Source organism: Promicromonospora sp. NPDC050262, from assembly GCF_040655935.1.
GTDB lineage: Bacteria > Actinomycetota > Actinomycetes > Actinomycetales > Cellulomonadaceae > Promicromonospora.
Genome location: NZ_JBFAKX010000009.1, coordinates 1 through 22,244, shown reverse-complemented (window position 1 = coordinate 22,244; position 22,244 = coordinate 1). Strand labels below are relative to the sequence as shown.

At 72.2% G+C, this 22,244-nt stretch carries 15 protein-coding genes; 13 read left to right on the top strand and 2 right to left on the bottom strand.

The genetic code is table 11. The features are described 5' to 3' along the window. Positions 1 to 95 precede the first annotated feature (95 nt). From AB0I29_RS15050 to AB0I29_RS15025, 6 genes are all read left to right on the top strand, one after another. The gene (locus AB0I29_RS15050) at positions 96 to 1,124 is read left to right on the top strand and encodes a hypothetical protein (protein ID WP_357482623.1); all 1,029 of its coding nucleotides are present in this window, start codon (positions 96 to 98) and stop codon (positions 1,122 to 1,124) included. Further along, positions 1,121 to 2,704 carry a CoF synthetase gene (locus tag AB0I29_RS15045; protein ID WP_357482620.1) on the top strand — a complete coding sequence of 528 codons (1,584 nt, stop codon included), beginning with the start codon at positions 1,121 to 1,123 and terminating at the stop codon, positions 2,702 to 2,704. The genes AB0I29_RS15050 and AB0I29_RS15045 overlap by 4 nt, the downstream gene beginning before the upstream one ends. A 112-nt stretch (positions 2,705 to 2,816) precedes the next feature. Continuing rightward, positions 2,817 to 4,103: a cysteine desulfurase family protein gene (locus AB0I29_RS15040; RefSeq protein ID WP_285107728.1), complete on the top strand. Its 1,287-nt coding sequence runs from the start codon at positions 2,817 to 2,819 to the stop codon at positions 4,101 to 4,103. Then, complete coding sequence (gene mnmA, locus AB0I29_RS15035; protein WP_357482616.1) at positions 4,100 to 5,251, top strand: tRNA 2-thiouridine(34) synthase MnmA; 1,152 nt, start codon at positions 4,100 to 4,102, stop codon at positions 5,249 to 5,251. Before AB0I29_RS15040 ends, mnmA begins: the two co-directional genes overlap by 4 nt. Before the next feature lie 159 nt (positions 5,252 to 5,410). Then, positions 5,411 to 6,448, top strand: a complete 1,038-nt coding sequence (locus AB0I29_RS15030) for a hypothetical protein (RefSeq protein WP_357482613.1) — start codon at positions 5,411 to 5,413, stop codon at positions 6,446 to 6,448. 257 nt (positions 6,449 to 6,705) lie between these two features. Continuing rightward, positions 6,706 to 7,746: a hypothetical protein gene (locus AB0I29_RS15025; RefSeq protein ID WP_357482610.1), complete on the top strand. Its 1,041-nt coding sequence runs from the start codon at positions 6,706 to 6,708 to the stop codon at positions 7,744 to 7,746. Positions 7,747 to 7,821: 75 nt separating this feature from the next. Here the strand turns inward: AB0I29_RS15025 and AB0I29_RS15020 are convergent, their stop codons facing one another. Beyond that, the gene (locus tag AB0I29_RS15020) at positions 7,822 to 9,975 is read right to left on the bottom strand and encodes a prolyl oligopeptidase family serine peptidase (RefSeq protein ID WP_357482607.1); all 2,154 of its coding nucleotides are present in this window, start codon (positions 9,973 to 9,975) and stop codon (positions 7,822 to 7,824) included. A 324-nt stretch (positions 9,976 to 10,299) separates the two neighbouring features. Here AB0I29_RS15020 and AB0I29_RS15015 point away from each other — a divergent pair, with 324 nt between their 5' ends. The 5 genes from AB0I29_RS15015 to AB0I29_RS14995 all read left to right on the top strand — a co-directional run bounded on the left by AB0I29_RS15015 (position 10,300) and on the right by AB0I29_RS14995 (position 14,680). Beyond that, entirely contained in the window at positions 10,300 to 11,976 is a 1,677-nt protein-coding gene (locus tag AB0I29_RS15015; protein ID WP_285107735.1) for an ATP-binding protein, read from the top strand. Continuing rightward, positions 11,973 to 12,386: a roadblock/LC7 domain-containing protein gene (locus AB0I29_RS15010; RefSeq protein WP_285107737.1), complete on the top strand. Its 414-nt coding sequence runs from the start codon at positions 11,973 to 11,975 to the stop codon at positions 12,384 to 12,386. The genes AB0I29_RS15015 and AB0I29_RS15010 overlap by 4 nt, the downstream gene beginning before the upstream one ends. A 110-nt stretch (positions 12,387 to 12,496) precedes the next feature. After that, positions 12,497 to 12,850: a DUF742 domain-containing protein gene (locus AB0I29_RS15005; protein WP_285107739.1), complete on the top strand. Its 354-nt coding sequence runs from the start codon at positions 12,497 to 12,499 to the stop codon at positions 12,848 to 12,850. Then, entirely contained in the window at positions 12,831 to 13,442 is a 612-nt protein-coding gene (locus AB0I29_RS15000; protein ID WP_350224608.1) for an ATP/GTP-binding protein, read from the top strand. The genes AB0I29_RS15005 and AB0I29_RS15000 overlap by 20 nt, the downstream gene beginning before the upstream one ends. A gap of 47 nt (positions 13,443 to 13,489) precedes the next feature. After that, complete coding sequence (locus tag AB0I29_RS14995) at positions 13,490 to 14,680, top strand: cytochrome P450 (protein ID WP_285107740.1); 1,191 nt, start codon at positions 13,490 to 13,492, stop codon at positions 14,678 to 14,680. 133 nt (positions 14,681 to 14,813) lie between these two features. On the opposite strand, the gene AB0I29_RS14990 is transcribed toward AB0I29_RS14995, so the two are convergent. Further along, positions 14,814 to 16,343, bottom strand: a complete 1,530-nt coding sequence (locus tag AB0I29_RS14990) for an NAD(P)/FAD-dependent oxidoreductase (protein ID WP_357482600.1) — start codon at positions 16,341 to 16,343, stop codon at positions 14,814 to 14,816. Between the two features lie 157 nt (positions 16,344 to 16,500). Between AB0I29_RS14990 and ligA the strand changes: the two genes are divergently transcribed. Continuing rightward, entirely contained in the window at positions 16,501 to 18,792 is a 2,292-nt protein-coding gene (ligA, locus tag AB0I29_RS14985; protein WP_357482597.1) for an NAD-dependent DNA ligase LigA, read from the top strand. A 326-nt stretch (positions 18,793 to 19,118) separates the two neighbouring features. Then, positions 19,119 to 22,106, top strand: coding sequence for a family 16 glycoside hydrolase (locus AB0I29_RS14980; protein ID WP_357482594.1), 2,988 nt, complete (start codon positions 19,119 to 19,121; stop codon positions 22,104 to 22,106). Positions 22,107 to 22,244 lie beyond the last annotated feature (138 nt).

Sequence of the window (22,244 nt, the reverse complement as noted above, 5' to 3'; positions counted from 1 at the left end):
GAAAGGGCGAATATCCCGCACTCAGCGGTCGGGGGCGCATAACGGTTCGACATCTTGCCGGTCGGTATGTCCCCTGCTCGCGCTAGGTTGCGGTCGTGTCGCACACCGAGCCGTGGCTGAGCATCGTCCAGGACGCCCGCCACTACCCGTCCCCGCACAACTCGCAGCCCATCAAGCTACGGCCCGTCGACGAGGCCACCGCCGAGCTCTACTACGACCTCGACCTCGGGCTGCCCGCCGAGTCGTTCGGCATCCCCTTCGGGCACGTCTGCGCCGGCGTGTTCCTGGAGTCGCTCCGCACGGTGGCCGAGGGGCTCGGGTACGGGGTCGAGGAGACCCTCGACCACGGCGAGATGGACTTCGGCGGCACCGACCGCCTGCACCACCTGGGCACGGTGCGGCTGGTCCCGCGCCCCGTGTCGGACGACGCCCGCGCCCGGCTCGAGCTGTTCCGGTCCCGCCAGACGTCGCGCCGCCCGTACGACGCCCGGCTGGTGCCCGACGACGTCGTGGCTGCCGCGACCGAGGTGGCGAGCGCCGCCGGCCACACGTTCCGCACGACCGCCGACCGCGCCGTCGTGCGGCGGCTGGTGCACATCAACCAGGCCACGCTGTTCTCCGACCTGCGCAACGACGCCGTCTACGAGGAGATCATGACCTGGCTGCGCTTCAGCAAGGACGACGCCCGCGACCGGGCCGACGGCCTGAGCGCCGAGGCCATGCTCATGCCCGGCGGCCTGCTGCGGTTCGCCATGGGCCACCGCGGCCTGTGGGACGCACCGGTCGTCGGCGGGGCGATCCGCGCGATGTACCTGAACACCATGCGCGGGGTGCGGCAGCTCGGCTGGCTGGAGGGCCCGTTCGCGCGGCCGGCCGACCACATCGAGGCGGGCCGCACCTTCATGCGCCTCTGGCTGGAGCTCATCGCGCACGGCGTGCGGCTCCACCCGTTCGGCACGGTGATCACCAACCCCGGCTCGCACGAGGCCTTCGCGCGGGAGGTGGCCGCCGACGAGAGCGGCGACCGGATGGCCTGGATGCTGTTCCGGTTCGGCTACAGCAAGACCCCGCCGGTGGCGCACCGCCGTCCGGCCACCTCGATGCTGATCGGAGCCACCGCATGAGGCGCCTGCTCGCGTTCTCGCTCGTCGGCCTGGTGGACGCCGTCGTGCGCCCGCTCACCTACAGCGTGCACACGCACAAGCTGCTGCTCGGGCCCGGCATCGAGCCGCTGCGCTGGTGGCTCGGCCGGCTGCGCGCCTGGCGCACGTTCGACCTGGCGGCGCGGCAGGTGCCCGCCTACCGCGCGTTCCTCGCGGAGCACGGCCGCGACGGCCGCCTGCGCTTCACGGGCTCGCTGGCCGAGACGTTCCGGGGCATCCCGGAGATGGACAAGGAGTCCTACGTCAAGCGGTGGAGCATCCCCGAGCGGTGCATCGGGGGAGCGCTGCCGCGCCGCCGCGGCGTCGTCGTCGACGAGTCGTCCGGGAGCTCCGGGACGCCCACGAGCTGGGTGCGCGGCAGCGAGGAGCGCGCGGCCACCCGCCAGCTCCTCCAGGTCGGCTTCGCGCGGACGGCGTCGACCCTGCGCAAGAAGCCGTTCGTGCTGAACGCGTTCTCGCTCGGGGCCTGGGCCACGGGCATGAACGTCACGGCCTCGCTCACCGAGGTCACGATGATCAAGTCCTGCGGCCCCGACAAGGACAAGATCATCGCCACGATGCAGGAGTTCGGGACCGACTACACCTACATCATCACCAGCTACCCGCCGTTCCTGAAGTCCCTGTTCGAGGACGACCGGCTGGACTGGGCCGAGTACGACATCGTGGCCGCGTTCGGCGGCGAGGGCATCAGCGAGAACATGCGCTCGCACATCCTGAGGTACGCCCACAGCGTCTTCGGCTCCTACGGGGCGAGCGACCTGGAGATCAACCTCAGCATCGAGACCGACTTCACCGTCGCCCTGCGCCGCGCCATCAGCGCGGACCCCCGCCTGTCCGCGCGGCTGACCAGGACCGGCGAGTACGGCGTGCTCCCGATGATCTTCCAGTTCAACCCGTTCGACTACCTCCTGGAGACCAACGACGACGGCGAGCTCGTCGTCACCATCGCGCGCGACCGCAACATCAACCCCCGCGTCCGGTACAACATCCACGACCGCGGCCACGTCATGCGCGTGCGCGACGTGCTGCCGGTGCTCAAGGAGCTCGGCCACCACGAGGTCGTGGCCGAGAAGTTCCTGGACCTGCCGCTGCTGTTCCACTACGGGCGCTCCGACCTGTCCGTCGACTACAACGGCGCCGTGATCGGGCCGGACGCGCTGCGCGACGTGGTGCACAGCGACCCCGAGCTCCTGGAGGCGGTCGAGAACCACCGCCTGATCAGCTACGAGGACGCCCGCGGCGACCGGCAGCTCCACATCGCGCTCCAGCTCACCGCGAGCGCGACCGAGGCGGCCGCCCTGGACCAGGACCGGCTGCGGGTCTTCGTCGTCGACGAGCTGCGGCGCCGCAACGGGGACTTCCACAACGGCGTCCGCACCGCCCCGGAGGGCACGCTGCCCACCATCGCGTTCTACGCCCACCGCGCCGGACCGTTCGCCACGGACAGCGGCAAGCTCAAGAACGAGTACGTCTGGCAGCTCCCCGCCGGTGCCCTGGAGCGCTGGGAGACGGACCTCTCGCACGTGTTCCCCAGGGAATGAGGCCGGCGTGGGACCCGCGTGAGCCCGGTCCCGCGGGGAGCAGACCCGGCGTGAGCATCGCGCGGCTCACACCCCGGGAAGCGTTCCCGGCCCGGATGCGTTCGTAGACTTGATGATCGTGACCACTCCGCCCCCTGGCCCGGTGCGCACGCCCCTGACGGCGAGCGGCGCCCACGGTGAGCCCACCCGCGAGCCCGACGCGGCGTACCTCGACCATGCCGCGACCACGCCGATGTCGGCCGCGGCGCTCGCGGCGTACGTCGCCGAGGCGCAGCGCACGGGCAACGCGTCGTCGCTGCACTCGGCGGGCCGCACGTCCCGGCGCGCGGTCGAGGAGGCGCGGGAGACGCTGGCGAAGGCCCTGGGCGCGCGGCCCAGCGAGGTCATCTTCACGTCGGGCGGCACCGAGTCGGACAACCTGGCGATCAAGGGCATCTTCTGGGGGCGCCGGGCGCAGGACACGCGCCGCACCCGCGTGCTGGTCTCCGCCGTCGAGCACCACGCCGTGCTCGACCCCGCGTTCTGGCTCGCGGGCCACGCGGGCGCGGAGATCGTGCTGCTGCCCGTCGACGCCGAGGGCCGGCTCGACCTCGACGCCCTGCGCGCCGAGCTCGCCGCCCACGCCGCCGAGACGGCGCTGATCAGCGTCATGTGGGCCAACAACGAGGTGGGCACGCTCCAGCCGGTCCGCGACGTGGTGCGCGCCGCGCGCCCCTACGGCATCCCGGTGCACACCGACGCGGTACAGGCGGTCGGCCAGACGGAGGTGGACTTCGCGGAGTCCGGCGTGGACGCCATGACGGTCTCGGCCCACAAGCTGGGCGGCCCCGTCGGCGTGGGCGCCCTGCTGGCGCGGCGTGACCTCGCGCTCGACGCCGTGCTGCACGGCGGCGGCCAGGAGCGCGGCGTGCGCTCCGGCACGCTCGACGCCGCCTCGATCGCGGCCTTCGGCGTCGCCGCGCGCCACGCCGTCGAGTGCCTGCCCCAGCGTGCCGCGCGCCTGCGCGCGCTGCGGGACGCGCTCGTCGCCCGGGTGAGCGTCGCCGCGCCGTCCGCGGTGCTGCGCGGCCCGGAACCGGCGTCGGGCGACCGGCTGCCCGGGAACGCGCACTTCACGTTCCCCGGCGCGGAGGGCGACTCGCTGCTCTACCTGCTGGACTCCGCGGGCGTGCAGGCGTCCACCGGCTCGGCCTGCCAGGCGGGCGTGCCGCAGCCGTCCCACGTGCTGCTCGCGATGGGCGTGCCCGAGGCCGAGGCCCGCGGCGCGCTGCGCTTCACGCTCGGGGCGACGTCCACCGAGGCCGACGTCGACCGGCTCGTGACCGCGCTGCCGCAGGTCGTCGCCCGGGCGCAGGCCGCGGGCCTGGTGTCGGGCCGCGCGCTGGGCGGCGCGTCGTGAGGGTGCTGGCCGCCATGTCGGGCGGCGTGGACTCCGCGGTCGCTGCCGCGCTCGCCGTCGAGGCGGGGCACGACGTCGTGGGCGTGCACATGGCGCTGTCCCGCAACCGGGACCAGTTCCGCACGGGCTCGCGCGGCTGCTGCTCCATCGAGGACGCGGGCGACGCCCGTCGCGCCGCCGACGTGCTCGGCATCCCGTACTACGTGTGGGACCTGTCCGAGCGGTTCGAGGACACGGTCGTGGCCGACTTCCTCTCGGAGTACGAGGCGGGCCGCACCCCCAACCCGTGCGTGCGCTGCAACGAGCACATCAAGTTCGAGGCCCTCCTGGACAAGGCGACGGCCCTCGGGTTCGACGCCGTCGCCACGGGCCACTACGCGCAGATCGTCACCCAGGAGGTCCCGGGCGCGCACGGCCCGCGCACCGTGCGCGAGCTGCACCGCTCGCCGAACGACGCCAAGGACCAGTCGTACGTGCTGGCCGTCGCCGGCCCCGAGCGGCTGGCGCGGGCCATGTTCCCGCTCGGCGGCTTCGCGTCCAAGGACGAGGTGCGGGCCGAGGCCGCCCGGCGCGGCCTGTCGGTCTCCGCCAAGCCCGACTCCTACGACATCTGCTTCGTGGCCGACGGCGACACCCGCGGCTTCCTGCAGTCCCGCTTGGGGTCGCGCCCGGGCGAGGTGGTGGACGTCGACGGCGAGGTGGTGGGCGAGCACGACGGCGCCTACGCGTTCACGGTGGGCCAGCGCAAGGGTCTCGGGCTGGGCCGTCCGGCGGCCGACGGCAAGGCGCGGTACGTCGTGGACGTGCAGCCCGCGACGAACACCGTGGTCGTGGGTCCGGCGGAGCTGTTGAGCGTGGACCGCATCGCGGGGGAGAAGGCCCTGTGGTTCGACGGCGTGCTGGAGCACGAGCCGGACGGGTGGTTCGACGCCGAGGTGCAGGTCCGCGCCCACGGGGCGCCGGTACCGGCGCGGGTGCGCGCGGCCGGGGACCTGCCGGACGTGCCCGGCCCGGCGCTGGAGATCGAGCTGACCGGCGCCCCGCTGCGCGGGGTCGCGGCGGGGCAGTCGGTGGTGGTGTACCGCGGCTCGCGGGTGCTGGGTCAGGCGACCGTCTCGCGCGCCTGGCGCGCGGCCGCGGCGAGGTAGCAGCCGGGTCTCCGCCCGGGGGCCGCGCCCTGGTGGTACCGCCCACGTCGCCTCGTCCGGGAGAATCAGAACCACGGCGGGACGGCGGCGCGGCGACGCGCCCCCGGCCGCGGCCCGGCGTCGGACGACGCGGGGACCACCCCTGAACGAGGAGAGCCGATGACTGCGGTGAGCGGGCACGGGCCCTGGCCCGGCGGCGAGCGCGATGTGCTCGAGGCGCAGCAGACGGCACTGGGCGAGCTCGCGGAGCTCCCGACGGGCGTCGACGCGGTGCCGTTCCTGACGCAGCTGACGCAGCGCGGACCGGGTGCGGACTCCCTGGGGCGCACGGCGGCGCTGCTGACCGAGATGCCCGTCGAGCTCGGCCCGCACGGGTGGAAGCTCACGGAGCGCCCCGGCGCGGACGCCCGGCGGTCGGAGGCGTTCTGGCGCGAGGACCTCGGCGCGCTCGCGATCGCGGCGCACGGCCACACGGGCGCGCTCACGGTCGAGGTGCTGGGGCCGTGGACCCTGGCGGCCCAGCTCTGGTCGGCCCGCGGGGACCGCGTCCTGGCGGACAGCGGGGCCCGCGCCGACCTGGCTCTCGCCCTCGCCGACGGCGTGCGTGCGCTGGTGGCCGACGTCGTGGCCCAGGTGCCCGGCGCCGAGGTGACCGTGCAGGTCGCGGAACCGCTGCTCGGCCAGGTGCATGCGGGCGTGCTGCCCACGTTCTCCGGGTTCTCCCGGCTGCGGGCGGTGGACGGCCCGGGGATCGTCGGCGGGCTGGAGCCGGTGCTCGCAGCCGTGCGCGACGCCGGCGCGCGCTCCGTGGTGCACCTCGGCAGCACCTGGGTGGGGGTGCCGCCCGTGGTGCTCGCCGGGGCGGACGCGCTGGGGCTCGACCTGGCCGAGGTGGGTCCGGGCGGCTGGAACGAGAAGGCCTGGGAGCTGATCGCCCGTGCCGTGGAGCGCGGCACCGGGCTGTGGGCGGGGCTGCCGCCCGCGCAGGTCTCGCAGTGCGCAGGGCCGGCGCTCGGCGAGCTCGCCGACGTGGTGGGGGTGCCGTGGCGCCGGATCGGGCTGCCCGCCGCGCAGCTCGCCGACGTCACGCTGCTGGCCGCGCCGCGTCGTCAGCTCGGCTCGACGGACGCGCACCGCACGGAGCTGGCCAACCTGGGCCGGGTAGCGGAGGCCCTGGCGGAGAAGGCGGAGGCCTGACCGCCGGCTGTCGACCCCGGCCGACTGACTCGACACCCCGCGGATGCCGAGTCAGCCAGTTGGTCGGACCACCCCGCTGACTCGACACCCCGCGGATGCCGAGTCAGCCAGTTGGTCGGACCACCCCGCTGACTCGGCACCCCGCGGATGCCGAGTCAGTAGTGGGGTAGACCTGTTCGCCGACGTGGTCGAGTGACTGTCCACAGGTTGATGATCGATGATCAGCATTGCTGGTGAAAGCTGGCGATGATGGGCCGGTGAAGCTTTCTGCTGACCTGACCCGCGCCCTGGAGCGCATCGCCGACTGGCAGCGAGCCCAGCGGGACGGGACCGATCCGACCTCGCGGTTGTTCTCGGCGGATCGCGAGAAGGCCCCGGCGGTTCCTGACGCGCTCCTCTACCGACGCGAGGAGCGCAGGGTGCTGGCCGAGGACGCCCGGGCGGGGCGGATCGAGCGGCTCCGACGCGGCGTCTACATGCTTCCGCACGCCCCGACCGGGCTGACCGCCCCTGACCGCGAGGCCAGGGCCCTGCGCCGGGTGCGCGGGGTGGTCGGGGCCTCGGGCACGAACCTGTGCTTCAGCCACACGACGGCTGCGCTGCTGCACGGGTGCTGGCTCTTCGACGTCCCCGACACGGTTCACGTCACCTACGCCGGCAAGCCTCATATCGCTCGTGCGAAGGCCGACGACGTGCGCAAGCACTGGTCCAGGCTGGATCGCCGCTACCGGACCGCCGTCGGGCAGGTACCCGTGACCACGCTGGAGCGGACGGCCGTGGACTGCGCCCGCCTGCTGCGGTTCGACAGCGGGGTCGTGCTGGTGACCTCCGCGTTCCGCCTCGGGGCCGACCCGGCCGTGGTCGGCGAGATCCTCCGCACGTCGGGCGGAGCGCGGGGCATCGTGACGGCGCGAGCCGTCGTCGAGGCCGTCGACCCCGGGTGCGCCTCGCCCGGTGAGGTGCTGGTCCACCAGGCGGCACGGCGCCTCCGGCCCCAGGGGTTGGCGACACAGATCCCTGTCACGACGCGGCGCGGCGTCTGCTGGGTGGACGCCGGCTGGACCGATCTCAAGATCGGCTTCGAGTTCAGTGGTGCGGTGAAGTTCTCCGGCGGGGAGTTCGGCGACCCGGATACCCGCAGGACGGAGCAGTCGGCGCGAACACAGTCGCTCACGGAGGCCGGGTGGTGGATCGTCGACCTCTCGTGGACCGACGTGCTCGACCAGGAGGCACTTGATGTCACCCTGCGTCAGTCGCTGGTCGACCGACGACGACACCCAGCCGGACCACCCCGCTGACTCGACATGGCCGGTCTGCCGAGTCAGCGGGGTGGACCGACCACCACGCTGACTCGGCGAAGGCCGACGGGTGAGTCAGCCGGCCAGGCGGTTCCACAGGAACGTCCAGTGCGTCGCCGCCATGTACGCCGCCTGCGCGTTGTTCGCCGCGCCGCCGTGGCCGCCCTCGATGTTCTCGTAGTACGTCACGTCCTTGCCCGCGGCCAGCATGAGCGCCGCCATCTTGCGGGCGTGGCCCGGGTGCACCCGGTCGTCCTTGGTCGACGTCGTGAACAGCACCGGCGGGTACTCCCGCGCGGCGTCGAACAGGTGGTAGGGCGAGAACGTCCGCACGAACTCCCAGTCGGCGGTGTCCGGGTCGCCGTACTCGGCCATCCAGGAGGCGCCCGCCAGCAGGTGCGAGTACCGCTTCATGTCCAGCAGCGGGACGCCCACGATGATCGCGCCGAACAGCTCCGGGTACTGCGTGAGCATGTTGCCCGCCAGCAGCCCGCCGTTGGAGCGGCCCTCCATGCCCAGTCGCCCCGGCACGGTGACGCCCCGCGCGACGAGGTCGCGCGCCACGGCCGCGAAGTCCTCGTAGGCCCGGTGCCGGTCGGCCTTCAACGCCGCCTGGTGCCAGGCCGGGCCGTACTCGCCGCCGCCGCGGATGTTCGCCACGGCGTACACCCCGCCGCGGTCCAGCCACGCCCGCCCGATCGTGCCCGAGTACCCCGGCAGGATCGCGTGCTCGAACCCGCCGTAGCCCCACAGCAGCGTGGGCGCGGGACCGGCCTGCCCGGACACGAGGTCCGCCCGGCCGACGACGAAGTACGGGACGCGCGTGCCGTCGTCCGACACCGTGAACTCCTGGCGCACCTCCAGGCCCGCCGCCTCGAAGTACGACGGCGCGGACTTCAGCACCTCCGGCGCGTCCTGCGCCGCGCCCACGGTGGTCAGGCCCAGCGTCGACGGCGTCAGGTAGCCCGTGGTCACCACCCAGACGTCGTCGGAGTCGACGACGTCCACCGCGCCGACGCCCACCGTGAGCAGCTCGCCGCCCACGGGCAGGTCGGAGCGCACCCAGGCGGTCCCGGCGGCCGGGTCCTCGGGCGGCGTCAGCACGTGCAGCAGGTTCTTCACGTCGTCGAGCACGTTGACCACGAGGTGGTGGCGCGTCCAGGTGGTCCCGGCGAGCGACGTCGTCGGCGTCGGCTCGAAGAGGACCGTCAGGTCGCGGGACCCGGCCATGAAGGCGTCGAACGGCGCGGCGAGCAGGGAGCCGGCGCGGTACGTCGTGCCGCCCGGCGTCCAGTCGTCGCGCAGCCGCACCAGCATCCACTCACGGTGCAGGCCCACGTTCGCCGAGTCCGGGACGTCGATCTTCGTGAGGGTCTGCTCGTCCGTGCCGACGCCGGTGGCCAGGTACGTCTCGTTGGCGTAGAAGCGCAGCGCGCGGTGCACCAGGTCGCGCTCGAAGCCCGGCGTGTGCGAGCGGGACGCGCTGATGTACATGTCCTGCTCGGTGCCCTCGTACACGAGGGTCGCCTCGGCCAGCGGGGTGCCGCGCCGCCACCGCTTCACCTGCCGCGGGTAGCCCGACGGCGTCATGGTGCCGGCGCCGAAGTCGGTGAACACGTAGACCGTGTCCGCGTCGACCCAGGACAGCCCGCCCTTGGCCTGGTCGCGCACGAACCCGCCCTCGTCCTGCGGCACGAACCGCTTGTCGACCAGGTCGAACTCGCGCGTGACGTCCGAGTCGGAGCCGCCGGGCGACAGGTCGACGAGCGCGTGCCGGCGGGGCTCGCCCGCCGCGAGCTGCTCCGGCGTCGGCCGCAGGACGCTCGCGCCGTGCCAGACCCAGCTCTCGCCCTCCTGCTCGCCGAGCGCGTCGAGGTCGAGCACGACCTCCCACTCCGGGTCGTCGGTGCGGTAGGAGTCGAGGGTGGTGCGGCGCCACAGGCCGCGCTGGTGCTCGGCGTCCTGCCAGAAGTTGTAGTAGTGCTCGCCCACCTTCGAGACGTGTGGGATCTTGTCGTCCGAGTCGAGGACCTCGCGGACCTCGCCCTCGACCGTCGTGAACAGGTCGCCGCCGAGCACGGCGGCGCTGTGCGCGTTGCGCTCGCGGACCCAGTCCAGGGCGGTGTCGCCCTCGACGTCCTCGAGCCAGGCGAACGGGTCGGTCGCGGGGTCGAGGGGGGTCGTCGGGAGAGCGGTTCGGGGGGCGGTCTGGGTGGGCTCGGCGCTCATGGTGAGCACCCTACGCGGCCGGTCGCGGCCGCCGCCGACGTCGGGCCCCCTTGCCGTCCGCCTGAACCCTCCGCGCCCGTTTTTTGCTGATTTGGGGGGCTACCCGGCCACGGGCTCTCCCCATTCCTCACTGGCACATATTTTCGCACTTCGCACCACGGCCGTGCCCTTCCACGGGTGGGACGCCCTGTGGTAGAAACTGCACTCCAGGGGGTTGTTCGCCCCCTTCAGCCGAGTTCGAGGTCCAGGTCGCGGTATCCGCCCTGTCCGGACCACCCGAACTCTGACGACACAACTACTAGGGGGATCGGCTCGGTGAGCTCGATGTCTTCTTCTCCTCCGCCCAGCAGGCTGCGCCAGGTCGCGCCCTGGGTGTGCGTCGCCGGTGTGCTCGCCTACGTCCTCGTGGCACCCGTCCTGTTCACCGCCACCGGCGCCAGCTCCACGTGGCCCGCCTGGCTCGTCGGCATCGCTGCCGTCGGGCTCGCCGTGGCCGCCGCGCTGATCGCCGCGCGGTCCTCCCGTGACGACCTCGCCTCGCACGAGGACCTGCTCCTCGCGTACCGCCGGGCCGAGGAGCGCGCCGACGCCGCCTCCGCGGCCCTCGACGCCCTGGCGAAGGAGCAGCTGCCCGCGTTCCTCGACAGCGAGCCCGCTCCGCCGCTCCCGCACCTCCCGGGCGACGCCCGGGCCCAGGCGCGCCTGGACGAGGCGGCCGGCATGCTCGCCCGCGTCCAGGAGGAGCGGGTCGCCCGCCGCGACGCGGTCCAGGTCGCCGTCGTGGCACTGAGCCGCAAGGTCCAGGCCGCCGCGCACCGCATCCAGGAGGAGGCGGCGCGCATGGTGCAGCGCCACCCCACCGACGCGGACATCCTGCAGACCTCCATGCGCGTCGACCACGCGGCGGCCCAGCAGGCCCGCCAGGCCCAGAGCCTCGCGGCCCTGTGCGGCGAGTGGCCGGGCCAGCAGTGGAGCGAGCCGCTCCCGCTGCCCGACGTTGTCAAGGGTGCTGCCAGCCGCATCACCGCGTTCCATCGGGTCGAGGTGTCGGGCGACCCCGGCGTCGCCGTCTCGGCGCGCATCGTCGAACCGCTCATCCACCTCGTGGCCGAGCTGCTGTCCAACGCCACGCAGTCCTCGCCGCCCACCACGCAGGTGCTCGTCGCCCTGCGCCAGGTGCAGCGCGGCGCGGTCGTCGAGATCGACGACTGCGGTGTGGGCCTCGACCTCAAGCAGCTCGAGCAGGCGCGCGACATCGCCTCCGGCAAGCGCGAGATCAGCATCACCGAGCTGGGCGAGATCCCGCAGACGGGCCTCGCGGTGGTCGGCACCTACGCCCGCCGTCACGGCTTCCGGGTGGACGTCACCGAGTCCGTCTACGGCGGCCTCCGCGCGATCGTCATGATCCCGGCCGAGCTCACCGAGGCCGTGGTGCCGTCGGGCATGCTCACGCCCGCCGCCACGCTGCCGAGCGCCAACGTCCCGTCCACCGGCGTCGCGGCGCTCGCGTCGAGCCGAGCTGCCACCGCCGTCGTGGAGGCACCGCTCCCGCGCGAGCTGCCCACGGCGAAGCCCGCCGAGGACGACGAGTGGCCAGCCCCTGCGGCGCCCGACGCCGCGACCGTGCTACCCGTCGAGCCGCTGAGCGTGCCCGGCGACGTGGTCGAGGACGAGGAGGAGACGCCCGTGGCCGGTGCTCACGTGAAGGCCCCCGGTGAGCTTCCCCTACGCCCTGGGCGAGCCCGCCCTGAGGATGACGAGTTCCCCGAGCCGGCTGCGCTCCCGCAGCGGCGGTCACGCCGTGGAGAGGCTGACGTGCCCACCGACCGGGCCGAGCCCAGGCCGGAGCCTCGTACCGAGGACGCCGGTCCCGCCCAGACGGCCGAGGAGGCCGGTGAGTGGATGGGCGCCTTCTTCAGCTCGAGCGAGGCGCGGTTCGGGGACTCACCAGACAGCAGCGAACCGCCGGCTGGTGCCGGCGGAACTTCGGAGGACCGATGACTACGCAGGCCGACGGCATGACGAGCACCGACGGCAACAGCTGGATGCTCGAGCTCATCAGTGGTGTACGGGGGGTCAAGCATGTAGTGGTGCTCACCTCCGACGGGCTGATGAAGGTTCGGACCGACCAGACCCCGCTCGACGTGGCCGACAAGGTCTCGGCGGCTTGCGCCGGACTGGCGGCGCTGGGTATCGGGATGGCGAGGGAGTTCGGGAACAGCGACACCATTCGCCAGGTGATGGTGGAGTACGACGGCGGCTTCCTGTTCGTCCGGGGGGCCGGCGACGGCTCCCGCCTGGCGGTCGTCACGGACACGGTGATCGACCCGGCGCTGATTGCCCAGCAGATGCAGGCCCAGGTGCTCATGATCGGGGAGCGCACGCTGGGCACGGAGCGGATCAACAGCTGATCCCGCCTCCGGCGTCGTCATGGAAAGCAGTACCCGGGCCCACCGCGGCCCGGTCGTTCCAAGCACCACCAGCTCGACCGATACCTGATCGACCAACAGGGGGCGAGGGGATGGACTCCGAGGAGTACCGCGATCACCCGGTGCGCTCGTACGTGCTCACCTCGGGACGTGCACACCCGTCGCGCAACACGCTGCGACCGGAGACGCTCGTGCGCGCCGTCGAGAGCCGGCCTGTGCTCTCGACGGCGGGCCGGCTGGAGCGTGAGCTGGTGCAGCTGTGCCACGGCACGCTCGCGCTGGCCGAGGTGGCGGCGTACCTGCAGCTACCGGTGAGCCTCGTGGCGGTCATGGTCTCCGACCTGGTCGACGCGGGGAACCTGACGATTCGTTCCAACCATCAAGCGCACGTCCTGCCCGGCAAGGACATCCTGGAGAAGATTCTCGATGGACTCCGCAAGCTCTGACCGCACCGTGCCCGGACAGCACCTTGCGCCGACCGTGGCACGGTCGGTCAAGATCCTTGTCGTGGGTGCCTTCGGGGTGGGCAAGACGACGCTGATCGGTGCGGTCAGCGAGATCGAACCGCTGCGTACCGAGGAACGCATCACGACGGCGAGCGTGGGTATCGACCCGGGGCAGCCGAACAAGGAGACGACGACGGTCGCGATGGACTTCGGTCGCATCACCGTGACCGAGGACATCGCGCTCTACCTGTTCGGCACCCCGGGCCAGCGCCGCTTCTGGGACCTGTGGTCCGGTCTGGCGGACGGCGCCGTCGGCGCCCTCGTCATGATCGACACCCGGCACCTCGAGGACAGCTTCGAGGTCCTGGACCAGCTGGAGCTGCGCACCAAGATCCCGTTCGCGGTGGTCGTCAACCAGTTCCCGGACTCGCCGGACTACCCGCTGGAGCGGGTCCGCGCGGCGCTGGACCTGCTGCCGGAGACGCCCATCGTCGAGTGCGACGCGCGGGACCGGCAGTCGGCCGTGCTGACCCTCATCACCCTGGTCGAGCACGCGATGACCTTCCCGGTCTTCCAGAAGGTCAACGCGTGACGTTGGCCAACAGACTGCATCGGCGGCTGGAAGACATTCCGGACCGGATGCAGCTGTCGGACATCACGACCGCGCGCGACCCGCACAAGCTCTACGAGCGGCTGCGGGACGAATGGGGCCCGGTGGCTCCCATGGACCTGGAACCGGGTGTGCCCGCCTGGCTCGTCCTCGGGTACGACGAGGCGAGCAGCGTGATGCGCAACGAGCTGCTGTTCTCGCGCAACTCGCGCAACTGGCGGTACGTCCAGGAGCGCTCCCTGCCCGCGGACTCGGGCGTGTTCGCCGCGCTCGCCCCCCGCGAGAACGCGTACTTCCTGGACGGGATGCAGCAGCGCCGGCTGCGCGCCCCGCTCGACGACGCCCTCGGCGGCGTCGACGAGAAGCGCCTGGCCCGTACGGTCGCGGTGACGTGCGAGGCGATCATCGACCGCCTCATGCCGCGCGGCGAGGCGGACCTGGTGAAGGACTACGCGGTGGCGGTCCCCGTCATGGTCATGACCGAGATGTTCGGCATGAGCCTGTCCGACGGGAACAAGATGCACGAGCTCACCGAGGCCCTCTACGCCGGCAAGGAGAAGGCGCGGGCCGCGGCGATGGAGCAGGAGTCGCTGCTCGCGGTGCTCGTGGCGACGCACCGGGCCGAGCCCGGCGAGGACCTCACCACGGCCCTGGTGAACCACCCGAACCACGCGAACGACGTCGAGGTCATGGCCTCGATCGGCGTGATGTTCAGCCTGGGCCACGACGCCGAGATCGCCTGGATCGCGAGCACCCTGCACATGATCCTGACCGACCCGGCGTTCGCGGCCCGCGTGCGCCGCGGCCGGCTCGACCTCGACGACGCGCTGGACGAGGTGTCCCGGCGTCATCCGCCGGCGCCGCACGTGCTGCCCCGGTTCGCCCGGCAGGACTGCGAGCTGGGCGGACGCCGGATCGCGCTCGGCGACGCCCTCGTCCCCGCAGTGGCGGCGGCGAACGCCGACCGGGCCATCCGCACGGACGACCCGTGGGAGGAGCTGGGCAGCCGGTTCCACCTCACGTGGGGTGCGGGCGCGCACTCCTGCCCGGCCCACCGCATCGGCCCGCTCATCGGCCGGATCGCCGTGGACACCCTGCTGCGCCGCATCCTCGACATGGAGCTGACGGTGGCGTACGACTCGATCAAGATGTCGGTCTCACCGTGGTCGCGCTACCCGCGCAGCCTGCCGGTGCGGTTCACGTCCCCGCTGACCGTCTGACGGCGCCGGGCCGGGCGTCCGACGCCGCCTGACCACTGCCGGACACACCTCGGGCCCGGCCGGATCTCCCGGCCGGGCCCGCGGTGCGTCCTGACTGTGTCGCAGAAGGACGGCCTGAGGGTGGAGGTGGTCGTCAGCTCACGGACGAGTCCGAGCCGACGCGGTCCTTGGGTGCCTGGGCGCGGATCCGCTCCTTCAGGCGCGGCACCACGTTCTTGTAGACGGACGGGTCGATCGGCAGGAGCCACTGGATCGCCTGGGCGCGCGGGCTGATGTTCACGCCGGCCTCGTCCAGGGTCTCGTCGATCTGGTGCATCGAGAACGGGATGACGTTGGTGCCGCGGGCGTGCTTGCCGCCCGTGCGCTGCTCCATCCACGCCACGCGCTCGGCGACGTGCTTGCGCCGCTCCTCGATCGGGGGCAGGTTCACGACGCCGCCCAGGTACGCGGCGATCCAGATCGCGCCCGCCTCGGCGGACAGGGGCGAGAACAGCGACGAGTTGTAGCCGGCGAAGGTCAGGTTCGGCACGCCGTCGGGCAGGATCTGGCGGTAGAGCTTGTAGTTGCCGTCCTCGTCCAGCAGACGGGCGGCCACGCTGTCGTCCAGGAACGGCACGCGCTGGTGGAAGCCCGTGCCGCAGACGACGAGGTCGGCGGGGATCCGGGAGCCGTCGCTGAGGACCGCGACCGGCCGGTCGCCGTCCGCCTCGAAGCGCTGGATCTCGGTGTCGCGGTGCACCTTGATCGCGCCGCTCGCGACCTGCTCGTAGAACCCGTCCGTGGACAGCGACACGGTGCTGTTGGCGATGTCGGCGAACTCGCCCTTGGGCACGAGCCCGAGCTTCTTGAGCTTGAACTGCCAGGTCGCGACCGACCCGATGCTGGAGAGCATGCTCGCGCGCACCTTGTCGCCGGGGCCGTGCAGGAACCGCTCCATGCCGTTGTCCAGCTCCTGGTACTTGAACAGGGCCTCGCCGAGGCGGGACAGCAGCAGGTACTTCATGTTCAGGGAGTTGGCGATGCGCTTGGGCATCTTCCACAGCAGGCGCCGGGCGACGACGGTGGTGGACTCGGCGACCACCCCGATCTCGGCGGCGACGTCGCACGCCGACTTGCCGTAGCCGACCACCACGACGTTCTTGCCGCGGGCGTCCTCCAGGTTGTTGAGCTGGCTGGACGCCACGAGCTTGCCGCCGGCGCGGACCAGGTCGGCGTAGCCCTCGTACTGCGGGAAGACCGGGTCGGAGAAGATGCCGTTGGCCACGACCAGGTGGTCGAACCGCTCGGGCGCCGAGACGGGGGCGCCGATGCGGCGCGCCGTCACCATCCAGCCGTCCTCGGCGTCGGTGAGCTCGGCGCGCACGACCTCGGTCGCGAGCCGGAGGTAGGGGCGCAGCTCGAACTTCGCGACGTACCGCTCCAGGTAGGCCTGGACCTGCTCGCCGGTGGGCCACTCCGGGTAGTCGCGCGGCATCGGCAGGTCCGAGAACGCGTACGAATCCTTGTTGTTCTGCGTCCGGAGACCGGAGTACCGGCGGGTCGCGCTCCACACCCCGCCGACGTCCGGCGCCTTTTCGAAGACGGTGACCTCGTGGTCGAACTCGCGGAGGGTTTTCGCGGTGGCGAGACCTGCGAACCCGGCACCGACGACGGCGATCTTCAAGGGACCCCTGCTCTCAGTAGATTTGCGGCATTTTGCTCGAATGGTAGCGGGACCCGCTCGTGCGCGATAGGGGGCGGATCCTGGCGAATGGCCAGGTCGGCAGCCTCTTCGGCGCAGGCGCCCACGGGTCACCGCTCGGATGTCAGTGGTTCAAGCCATGATTGTGTCCGTGAGCGATACGACAGGCATCCCGGGACCGGCCGACGCAGGCGACGAGGCGGCGGCGCAGCGCCGATGGGCGGAGCTGGTCGCCCAGATCGAGGAGGACCGGCGGGCATACTTCGAGGACGACGCGCCCGTGTCGTCGGACGCCGAGTACGACGTGCGGATGCGCGAGCTGCAGGCCCTCGAGGCCGCGCACCCCGCGCTGGTGACGCCGGAGTCACCCACGCAGAGCGTCGGCGGCGCCGCGACGGCAGGGTTCGCCACCGTGGAGCACATCGAGCGCATGCTGTCGCTCGACAACGCCTTCAGCACCGAGGAGCTCGGGGTGTGGGCCGACAAGGTGCACCGTGACCTCGGCACGGACACCCCCGGCCTGCTGTGCGAGGTCAAGATCGACGGGCTGGCCATCTCCCTGGTGTACGAGAAGGGGCGGCTGATCCGCGGCGTGACCCGAGGTGACGGCCGCGCGGGCGAGGACGTCACCGCGAACGTGCGCACCATCGCATCGATCCCGCAGCAGCTCGCGGGCGACCCGGCCGACCACCCGGACCTCATCGAGGTGCGCGGCGAGGTCTTCATGGCCACCGCCGACTTCGCGGTGCTCAACGAGAAGCTCGTCGCGGCGGGCCTGGACCCGTACGCCAACCCGCGCAACACGGCCGCCGGCTCGCTGCGTCAGAAGGACCCGTCGGTCACCGCGAGCCGCAACCTGCGCATGTACGCGCACGGGGTGGGCGCCCTGCAGTGGCAGGCCGGTGAGCACACGGAGCTGGAGCGGCAGTCCGACGCGTACACGCTGTTCGACCGGTGGGGCATCGCCGTGTCCCCGCACAACCGGGTGATCCCCGGCCTGGACGGCGCGCTCGAGATGATCGAGTACTTCCGCGAGCACCGGCACGACATCGAGCACGAGCTCGACGGCATCGTCCTCAAGGTCGACGCCCTGGAGCAGCAGCGCAAGCTGGGCTCGACCAGCCGCGCGCCGCGCTGGGCGATCGCCTTCAAGTACCCGCCGGAGGAGGTCAACACCCGGCTGCTCGCCATCCAGATCGGCGTGGGCCGCACCGGCCGCGCCACCCCGTACGCCGTGATGGAGCCGGTCAAGGTCGCCGGTTCCACGGTGCGCCAGGCCACGCTGCACAACCAGGACGTGGTGAAGGCCAAGGGCGTGCGCATCGGCGACGTCGTGGTGCTGCGCAAGGCCGGCGACGTCATCCCCGAGATCCTCGGGCCCGTGACGGCGCTGGCGGGCGACGGCTACCCGCGCGAGGACTTCGTCATGCCGGCGAACTGCCCCGAGTGCGGCACGCCCCTGCGCCCCATGAAGGAGGCCGACGTCGACCTGCGCTGCCCCAACGCGGAGTCCTGCCCCGCACAGGTGCGCGGACGGGTCGAGCACATCGGGTCACGCGGCGGCCTCGACATCGAGGCCCTCGGCGAGGTGACCGCCGCGGCGCTCACCCACCCCGACGTGCCCGAGACGCCGCCGCTGGTCACCGAGGCCGAGCTGTTCTCGCTCACGCTCGACCAGCTCCTGCCCATCGAGGCCGTGGTGCGGGACGCCGAGACGGGCCTGCCCAAGATGGACGACGACGGCGTGGTGCGCCGTCGTGCGCCGTTTCGCCGCCGCCTGTCCTACGGCAAGGCACAGCGCGCCGCGGCCGAGGAGGCGGGCGAGACCCTGCCGGAGTGGGCGCCGTCGGCGAACGCCACCAAGCTCCTCGACGAGCTCGAGCGCGCCAAGACCAAGGACCTGTGGCGCATGCTCGTCTCGCTGAACATCCGGCACGTCGGGCCGGTCGCGGCCCGGGCCCTCGCGGGCTGGTTCGGTTCCGTGGACGCGATCGAGGCGGCCTCGGAGGAGGAGCTCGCGGCCGTCGAGGGCGTGGGCCCCGTCATCGCCGCCGAGATCAAGGCCTGGCTCGCGGTGGACTGGCACCAGGGGATCCTCGCGGCCTGGCGCGCGGCCGGGGTCCAGCTCGCCACCCCGGGCCACCCGGGCCCGGCGGCGATGGCCGAGGCCGACACCGAGCCCACGGGCCCGCTGGCGGGCCTCACGGTCGTGGTGACCGGCTCGCTGCTGGACTTCACGCGCGACGGCGCCAAGGAGGCCATCATCGCCGCGGGTGGCAAGGCCTCCGGGTCGGTCTCGAAGAAGACCGACTACGTGGTGCTGGGGGAGAACGCCGGCTCCAAGGCGGCCAAGGCCGAGGCCCTGGAGATCCCGACCCTGGACGAGGACGGGTTCAAGGCCCTGCTGGAGGGCGGCCCGGAGGCGCTGTAGGTCGGTGGCCTCCTGGCCTCCACACCGGCCGGGTCGACGACGCCCCGGCCGGCGCGGAGGCCGGCAGCCATGCCCGCGCCCGTCGTCCCGTGCCGCGCCCGCCTGCATGCCGCGCCCGCCCCCATGTCGTGCACCTACCCGTGCCCGTGCACATACCCGGGAGAAGGCGACATCCCGGTAACGCTGAACATCTGACAACTTTTGCTTGACGCCCGACAGAAGTCCTCGTAGGTTCTAGCCGCAAGGTCAACGCCGACCGAGGAGAACTCATGCGTCAACGTGGAACCAGAACCCGCACGAGACAGGCAGCCGCGGCCGCGACTGCCGTGGCACTGACAGCGGTAACGCTCGCGGGGACGGTCCCCGCCGCGACGGCGGCGGTCGACGACCTCCCGCCCCAGGAGCCGGGCGTCACCCTGAGGACCTACGACCTGGCCCGCGACCTCAGCGAGCTGTGCACGCTCCGCTCGGGCCAGACGCCGAACGTCGACCAGCTCAAGCCCACCATCGACTACTCGACCGAGGCCGACTTCGGGATGGGCGAGCGCTTCATCGCGCACGCGCTGGCCAACCTGAACGTGCCGGCGGAGGGCAACTACGAGTTCCGCCTCACGAGCGACGACGGGTCGCGCCTGGTGATCGACGACGCCGTCGTCGTCGACCACGACGGCCTGCACGGGGAGTCCTCGAAGGAGGGCACCGTCGCGCTCGGCGCCGGGTACCACGACCTGCGCGTGGAGTACTTCGACAACACGAACGACAACATCCTCAGGCTGGAGTGGCGCACGCCGGGCACCAGCGACTTCGTCGTCGTGCCGTCCAGCGTGCTGAGCACCGAGGCCGGCGTCGTGCGCGTGACGGCCCCCGGCACCAAGTACTGCGAGGGCCAGGACGACTCGGCGGGCGACGGCATGCGCCTCGACTCCGTGTACCCGGGCTACACGCTGACCGACCTGCGTCCCGAGGGCTTCGAGCCCATGGTCTCGGGGCTCGACTGGACCGACGACGACCGCCTCGCGGTGGTCACCTCCGGCTCCGTGAGCCCCGGCGGCTGGGTCGAGGACCCGGAGCCGGGCGAGGTCTTCCTGCTCGACAACGTGACCGGCGCGACCTCGAGGGACCAGGTCACGTACGAGAAGGTCGCCACCGACCTGTTCAACCCGATGGGCGTGGCCGTGATCGGCGAGTCGATCTACGTCTCGGAGCGGGACAAGCTCACCGAGCTCACCGACCCGGACGGCGACGGCTTCTACGACGACCACCGCACCGTGGCCGAGTGGCCGTTCGGCGGCAACTTCCACGAGTTCGCCTTCGGCCTGCTGTACGACGACGAGAGCTTCTACGTGAACCTCTCGGTGGCCATCAACAACGGCGGTGCCACCACGGACCCGCAGCCCGCCGAGAACCGCGGCACCGCCATCAAGGTGGACCGCGAGACCGGTGAGGTCGAGTACGTGGCGGGCGGCCTGCGCACGCCGAACGGCATGGTCAAGGGTCCGGACGGTGAGCTGTTCGTGATGGACAACCAGGGCGCCTGGCTGCCCAGCTCCAAGCTGGTGCACGTCGAGCAGGGCAAGTTCTTCAACCACTTCACCAACCCGTCCGGGCCGTACGACGCCCAGCCCGTCTCCGCCCCGGCGCTGTGGGTACCGCAGAACGAGATCGGCAACTCGCCGAGCGCCCCGGTGCAGCTCACCGAGGGCCCGTACGCGGGTCAGCTCGTGTTCGGCGACGTCACCTACGGCGGGCTGCAGCGCGGCTTCCTGGAGAAGGTCGACGGCGAGTACCAGGGCGCCGTCTTCCGGCACTCGGCGGGTCTGGAGGCGGGCGTCAACCGCACCGTCGTCGGGCCCGACGGCGCCCTGTACGTGGGCGGCATCGGCGAGGGCGGCAACTGGAGCGAGCCGGGCAAGCTGCGCTACGGCCTGCAGAAGCTCACGCCGAACGGCGAGGACGCCTTCGACATGACCGAGATGCGGGTGACCAAGAAGGGCTTCGAGATCGAGTACACCCAGCCGCTGTCGGCGGAGACGGTGGCCAAGATCGCGGAGGACCCGAACGCGGCGTTCCGCATGGACCACTGGCGCTACGTGCCCACCCGCGCCTACGGCGGGCCGAAGGTCGACGAGCGGCCGCTGTTCGTGGCGGGTGCCAAGGTCTCGCGCGACCGCACCAAGGTCACGCTCACCGTGGACGGGCTCGAGCCCGGCCGCGTGGTGCACCTGCGCAGCCCGCGCCCGTTCGCGGACGCCGAGGGTCGCGAGCTGTGGAACACCGAGGCCTGGTACACGCTCAACTCGATCCCCGGCTACAAGACGCCCGCCGAGCGGGGCTACCACGAGGCCGAGGAGGCGACGCTGCGCGGCAGCGCGAACGTGGCGACCGAGCACAGCGGTTACTCCGGCTCCGGCTTCGCGGCCGGCTTCGGCCAGGTCGGCGCGTCCGCGACCTTCACCACCACCGTCAAGCGCGCGGGCACCCAGCCCGTGAGCCTGCGCTACTCGAACGGCCCCAACCCGTTCCAGGGCACCAAGGAGGTGTCGGTGCTGGTCAACGGCCAGGAGGTCGAGCCGTGGGCGCTGGAGTCCACGGGCGACTGGAAGACGTGGGCCACGGCCACACGCGACCTGCCGCTGAAGAAGGGCGTCAACACGATCACCCTGCGCTACGACGAGGACGACGACGGCAACGTCAACCTCGACGCCCTCAAGGTCGGGGCCGGCGCCGCGGACATCTGCACCCCGGAGCGCTACGAGCGGGGCTACCAGGCCCTGTTCGACGGCACCCTGGACTCCCTGGACGGGTGGCGCCTGGCCGGTGCCGGCTCGTTCGGCCGCCAGGCCGACTGCTCGATCCGCAGCACCGGGGGCATGGGACTGCTCTGGTACACGGGCCAGGAGCTGGAGGAGTACAGCCTCAAGCTGGACTGGAAGCTCGTGAAGGACGACAACGGTGGCATCTTCGTCGGCTTCCCGAACCCGGGCAACGACCCGTGGGTCGCCGTCAACCAGGGCTACGAGATCCAGGTCGACGCGAGCGACGAGCCCGACCGCACCACCGGGGCGATCTACACCTTCCAGGGTGCGGACCCGGCGGCCGTCGAGCGGGCGCTCAAGCCCGTGGGCTCGTGGAACTCCTACGAGATCCGGGTCGTCGGGCAGACCATCAAGGTGCTGCTCAACGGCGTGCTGGTGAACGACTTCGTCAGCACCGACCCCGCACGTGACCTCGCCCAGGGGTACGTGGGCCTCCAGAACCACGGGGGCGGGGAGACGATCTACTACCGGGACGTCCGGGTGAAGACCCTGGGCTGACCGGCCCGAACGTGTCGGACGCTCAGGTCCCCCGGGGGACCTGAGCCCGAGAGCAACATCGAGCTCGGCAGGCTGTCCCGCGAGAGCGCCCTGGCGCCGGTGCTGAACGACATCGGCGTCCCGGTGCGCTACGTGGTG